Annotated in this window: 4 protein-coding genes; all 4 read left to right on the top strand. The window is 69.4% G+C overall.

From position 1 onward, the window contains the following. The first annotated feature begins 259 nt into the window (after positions 1-259). Positions 260-1,114 (top strand): sulfurtransferase, encoded by an 855-nt coding sequence (locus tag JWN97_RS16165; protein ID WP_297624854.1) that lies wholly within the window; start codon positions 260-262, stop codon positions 1,112-1,114. After that, positions 1,114-1,416, top strand: coding sequence for a DUF1416 domain-containing protein (locus JWN97_RS16160; protein ID WP_297624851.1), 303 nt, complete (start codon positions 1,114-1,116; stop codon positions 1,414-1,416). Before JWN97_RS16165 ends, JWN97_RS16160 begins: the two co-directional genes overlap by 1 nt. Before the next feature lie 148 nt (positions 1,417-1,564). Continuing rightward, complete coding sequence (locus JWN97_RS16155; protein ID WP_297624848.1) at positions 1,565-3,046, top strand: sensor histidine kinase; 1,482 nt, start codon at positions 1,565-1,567, stop codon at positions 3,044-3,046. Between the two features lie 276 nt (positions 3,047-3,322). Then, on the top strand, positions 3,323-3,445 hold the full coding sequence (locus tag JWN97_RS16150; protein ID WP_297624845.1) for a hypothetical protein: 123 nt from the start codon (positions 3,323-3,325) through the stop codon (positions 3,443-3,445). Positions 3,446-3,585: the final 140 nt, after the last annotated feature.

Genomic DNA, 3,585 nt, shown 5'->3' with positions numbered 1-3,585 from the left:
CCACAGCCCGTTACGCTCGGCTCCATGCGCAGTCCGCTCGGATCGAGCGCGCCGGTGAGGCTCTGGCTCACGTCCCGGCGCGCGGTGGACCTGTGCCGTCAGCGCAGCTGCCTGTGTCGTGGCGCCTGATCGGTCCGCCCACCCGTCCCGACGGGTCCGTCGACCGCACCATCCCGCATCGCCCGGTGGCTGACACGCGCCGCCGGCCACGCCATCGCTGTACTCCATCAGCAGTACCTCTGCAGAGAAGGGATCCACCATGAGCCGCAGTGACGCGCTCGTCTCGGCCGATTGGGCCGAGGAGAACCTGAACACCCCCGGGGTCGTGTTCGTCGAGGTCGACGAGGACACGACCGCCTACGACGGCGGACACATCGCCGGCGCGGTCAAGCTGGACTGGAAGACCGACCTGCAGGACCAGGTCCGCCGCGACTTCGTGAGCAAGGAACAGTTCGAGGCGCTGCTGTCGGAGAAGGGCATCGGCAACGACGACACCGTCGTGCTCTACGGCGGCAACAACAACTGGTTCGCCGCGTACGCCTACTGGTACTTCAAGCTCTACGGCCACCAGGACGTCAAGCTGCTCGACGGCGGTCGCAAGAAGTGGGAGCTCGACTCCCGCGAGCTGACCACCGAGCTGCCCACCCGCGCCGAGACGTCGTACACCGCTTCGGACCAGGACTCCTCGATCCGCGCCTTCCGTGACGAGGTCGTGGCCGCGATCGGCACCCAGAACCTGGTCGACGTGCGCAGCCCCGACGAGTTCGCCGGCCGGCTGATGGCCCCGGCGCACCTCCCGCAGGAGCAGGCGCAGCGCGCCGGTCACGTCCCCACCTCGGTGAATGTGCCGTGGAGCAAGAACTCCAACGACGACGGCACCTTCAAGTCCGACGCCGAGCTCAAGGCGCTCTACGACGAGGTCGGGTTCGACGAGTCCAAGGACACCATCGCCCTGTGCCGCATCGGTGAGCGCTCGTCGCTGACCTGGTTCGTCCTGCAGGAGCTCCTCGGCAAGAAGAACGTCAAGAACTACGACGGCTCGTGGACCGAGTACGGCTCCCTCGTCGGCGTGCCTGTCGCGCTCGGCGACGAGCCCGGCCAGGCCGACGCCTGATGTGCGGCGCGACCGAGGGCGGCCTGTCCCTCGACGGTGTCAACGTGGCCAAGGAGGCCGTGATCCAGGGCCAGGTGCTCCGCGGCCAGGAGCCCGTCCCCAACGCCTATGTGCGATTGCTGGACCGGACCGGTGAGTTCACCGCCGAGGTGCCGACCTCGGCGACCGGCCACTTCCGGTTCTTCGCCGGCGACGGCGAGTGGACGCTGCGGACCCTCGCGCCCCAGGCCCAGCCGGTGGACACCCGCGTCGTCGCGGCCACCGGGTCCGTGGCCGAGGTGCAGGTGCTCGTCAGCGCCTGAGCCACCGCGTCCGACGCGACGCACCTGGAAAAGCCCCGCCAGCGGCGGGGCTTTTCCTCATTTATGCCTCTATCCTGCCAAGGGCAGGGCGAGCCACTCGGGCCGACTCGCGCCGTGGATCTGAGCTTCGGGTGACGAAGGAGGGCTCGTGGACGCACGGACGCGGATGCCCGAGACCGACGACCTGTGGCGCCTCACCATGGACCACTCGCCCGTGGGCATGGCGATCGTCTCGCCCGCCGGCGACTTCCTGACGGCCAACGTCGCTCTGTGCGACATGCTCGGCTACGACCCCGACGAGATGGCCGCGCTCTCGTTCCAGGAGATCACCCATCCCGAGGACCTGGCCATCGACGTGCGACTGGTCGACCGTGCCCTCGCCGGCGAGATCAGCTCCTACCGCATCACCAAGCGCTACATCCGCGCTGACGGCAGCACGCTGATCGGGGACCTCTCGGTGGCCCTGCTGCGGGACTCCGACGGCCTGCCGGTCCACTTCATCTCGCAGATCGCCGACCTCACCGAGCGACAGGCCTTCGTGGAGCGCCTCGATGCGGTTGAGGAGGCGCTCGACTCCGGCCAGCGCCAGGTGAACGCCCTCTTCGAGAGCGTCTCGGTCGGACTGCTGCTCGTCGAGGCCGACGGTCGCTACTCGGCCTCCAACCGCTGCCAGCGCGAGCTCCTCGACATCGCCTTCCCCACGGGGCACCTCGGTCGCGCCGGCCAGACGGGCTTCGTCTACGACGCCGGCCAGCAGCACGAGCTGGCGTCGGGCGAGTTTCCCTGCACCCGGGCCACCGCCGGCGAGGAGTTCGACGACGTGCTCATCTGGATCGGCGAGGACCCCGACACACGTCGCGCCCTCTCCGTCTCGGCCCGCGCGGTCAAGGACCGGGTCGGGTCGCTCACCGGCGCGGTCCTGGCCTACCACGACGTCACCGAGAGGATCCGGGCGGTGCAGGTCAAGGACGACTTCGTGGCCACGGTGTCGCACGAGCTGCGTACGCCGCTGACGGCCGCACTGGCCTACCTCGAGCTGATGGACGACTCGATCGAGCCGGGCACCGAGGTGCACCAGCACGTGGCAGCCGCCCGTCGCAACATGCTGCGGCTGTCCCACCTCGTCGCCGACCTCCTCTTCTCCGTCAGGGCGAGCTCCGGCTCGGCGGTGATCGATCCCTACCGTGTCGACGCCGCGACGGTGCTGCGCGAGGCGATCGAGGCGGCGTCGGTCGAGGCGGAGGGTGCCGGGGTGGCCCTGGTGTCCGAGGGGCCACCCTCACTCGTGGTGGTGGCCGACGGGATGCGGTTGCGACAGGTCGTCGACAACCTGCTCGACAACGCCATCGCCTACAGCTCGCGCGGGGGCCGGGTCACCGTGACGCTGGCCGAGGACGAGGGCCGGCTGCTGCTCACCGTCGCGGACGACGGCGACGGCATCGACACCGCGGAGGTGGGTGAGGTGTTCTCTCGCTTCTTCCGGGGTGCCAGCGCGCGCCGGCGCCAGGTCCCGGGCACCGGGCTGGGGCTCAGTATCGTCCGGACGGTCGTGGAGGCCCACGGGGGTGAGGTGTCGGTGGAGAGCACTCCCGGCGTCGGCACCACGGTGCGTGTCGAGCTCCCTCGCTGAGCGAGCACGGCGGGAGCGTCGCCGCCCGGGCGAACGCGAGGACCCCCCGCATCTCGTGCGGGGGGTCCGGGCGCGAACCGGGTGGGGACCGGTGCGTGACTCACAAGAGGGGGGATCCTGTGAGGCGGCGTCCCATGGCGCAACAGGGGCGTTTGCCAGGGGGACTTGCCCGAGTTTGCCAAATGAAGGAACACTCGGCACGTGTTTTGACACTATTTCTCACGCAGACCGCTCGGGCGCCTGCACCCCACGTTGCATCTAGCCCCAGGAGACATCATGAGCACCAAGGTCACCCGCATCATCGTCGCGTCGATCGCCCTCTTCAGCCTCGCCGGCATGGCCGCGCCCGCGGAGGCCGCTCCTGCGCAGCCGCAGGCGCGCAACGTGTGGTGCTGCTGACGTCCCAGCTCGCGGGCTAGGTGTACTGATCGGGCACGTTGGTCGAGATCGTGTGACGACACGATCTGAATGAGCTTGGAAGGCGAAGACCTCCGGGCGTGGAGTGGAGCTGTCTAAGAACCGCTTCCACCACCTGGAGG

The sequence above is a fragment of the Nocardioides sp. genome (assembly GCF_025965415.1).
In the GTDB taxonomy this organism is placed as follows: domain Bacteria; phylum Actinomycetota; class Actinomycetes; order Propionibacteriales; family Nocardioidaceae; genus Nocardioides.
Note: the sequence above shows the minus strand (reverse complement) of the source record. Positions and strands in the feature narration are given on the sequence as shown.

Excerpts from the sequence above, each read along its gene's own strand:
- JWN97_RS16165 (WP_297624854.1), top strand. The coding sequence starts at position 260 with ATGAGCCGCAGTGACGCGCTCGTCTCGGCCGATTGGGCCGAGGAGAAC.
- JWN97_RS16160 (WP_297624851.1), top strand. The coding sequence starts at position 1,114 with ATGTGCGGCGCGACCGAGGGCGGCCTGTCCCTCGACGGTGTCAACGTG.
- JWN97_RS16150 (WP_297624845.1), top strand. The coding sequence starts at position 3,323 with ATGAGCACCAAGGTCACCCGCATCATCGTCGCGTCGATCGCCCTCTTC.